At 45.2% G+C, this 1691-nt stretch carries 2 protein-coding genes; one reads left to right on the forward strand and one right to left on the reverse strand.

The genetic code is table 11. The features are described 5' to 3' along the window. Positions 1-18: 18 nt before the first annotated feature. On the reverse strand, positions 19-270 hold the full coding sequence (locus OGM63_RS28200) for a hypothetical protein (protein WP_263749050.1): 252 nt from the start codon (positions 268-270) through the stop codon (positions 19-21). Between the two features lie 169 nt (positions 271-439). Between OGM63_RS28200 and OGM63_RS28205 the strand changes: the two genes are divergently transcribed. Further along, positions 440-1618 carry a class I SAM-dependent methyltransferase gene (locus OGM63_RS28205; RefSeq protein WP_263749051.1) on the forward strand — a complete coding sequence of 393 codons (1179 nt, stop codon included), beginning with the start codon at positions 440-442 and terminating at the stop codon, positions 1616-1618. The last annotated feature ends 73 nt before the right edge of the window (positions 1619-1691 follow it).

Genomic DNA, 1691 nt, shown 5'->3' on the forward strand with positions numbered 1-1691 from the left:
GTGCAACTTTAGATACTATTAAAATGTATATTCAAAATCAAAACGAAACTTGACGGCGATTGAAATCGCCTGCGGCTTACCCCCATAAATAAATTTAGGGGCTTGCACGCCGCGAGGAATCTGGTCACCAAAGTTGGTAGAGACAGCTTTCATCGCGGGCAAAAATTCGCCTACATCACTGCTGCGGTTCAGAATGGGACTAATTTGCAAGTAATTTCTTTGAATAATTTGCAGACTGAAATTAATAACGCCAAATTTTGCCAAACCCATCAATGTGACCTTTGATAAATGCCCCGCACCAAGCGAAGGGTGGGGCTATACGAACAAAGCCTGCCTTCGCAGGCTTTTAAACTATTAGTCCGCGCAGGCGGACTTCGTTTGTGTAGCCGCGACTTCAGTCGTCCGGTATACTCAGAAATGCTGCCATACTGCTCCAAAAATGTCCGATCAAACCGTTAGCGCTGCTGTTGCCAAACTCTACAATACCTACCCCTTCCCGCCAGAACCGTTGCTAGATGAACCACCTCCAGGCTACAATTGGCGCTGGAATTGGTTAGCCGCATACAACTTCTGTACCGGACAAAAACCGCAAAAGCAAGATATCCGCATTTTAGATGCCGGCTGCGGTACGGGGGTGAGTACTGAATATTTGGTGCATCTCAACCCAGAAGCGCAGGTTGTGGGAATTGACTTAAGTGCTGGTGCAATGGAAGTTGCAAAAGAGCGCTGCAAACGTTCTGGCGCAAATAGAGTAGAATTCCATCACCTCAGTCTGTATGATGTGGAACAGCTTCCGGGTGAGTTTGATTTGATTAACTGTGTGGGAGTGTTGCACCATTTAAGCGACCCAATTCGCGGTATTCAAGCTTTAGCGAAGAAATTAGCCCCTGGTGGCTTGATGCACATCTTCGTCTATGGTGAGTTGGGACGTTGGGAAATTCAACTTATGCAAAAGGCGATCGCACTTCTTCAAGGTGACAAGCGCGGCGATTATCCCGATGGTGTTCAAGTCGGGCGACAATTATTTTCATCTCTACCAGAAAACAATAGACTTGTCAAGTACGAGAAACAACGTTGGGCAATGGAAAACCAACGAGACGAATGCTTTGCCGATATGTATGTTCATCCCCAAGAGATTGACTACAATATTGAAACGCTGTTTGAATTAATTGATGCTTCGGGGTTGGAGTTTATTAATTTTTCTAATCCGGGATTTTGGCACTTAGAAAGACTTTTGAGCAAAGCACCAGAATTGATTGAACGGGCACAAGATTTAAGCGATCGCGATGTTTATCGTCTGATAGAATTACTAGATCCAGAAGTGACTCATTACGAGTTTTTCCTCGGTCGTCCTCCAAGAGTCAAAGCAGATTGGTCAGCGGATGATGCAATGTTTGCAGCGATTCCCGAACTTAATCCTTGTATTGATGGGTTTCCGAGTCGGTGTATTTTTAACTACGATTATCAAATTATCAATTTGTCGGTCAGCGAATTTGAGTTTTTGCTTCATTGCGATCAAAAAGCGACGGTAAGAGAGATTTTACAGGGTGTGGAGTTGGGGATAGAGGGGGTGCGATCGCTCCAGAAGCAGCAGGTGATTTTGTTAACACCAAGGTAATGAGACAAGGGGGACAAGGAGGACAAGGAGGACAAGGAGGACAAAAAAGCATGTTTTCTCCCTTGTCTCCCCC

Origin of the sequence: Plectonema radiosum NIES-515 (genome assembly GCF_025753815.1) — a bacterium.
Classification (GTDB): domain Bacteria; phylum Cyanobacteriota; class Cyanobacteriia; order Cyanobacteriales; family Nostocaceae; genus Hassallia; species Hassallia radiosum_A.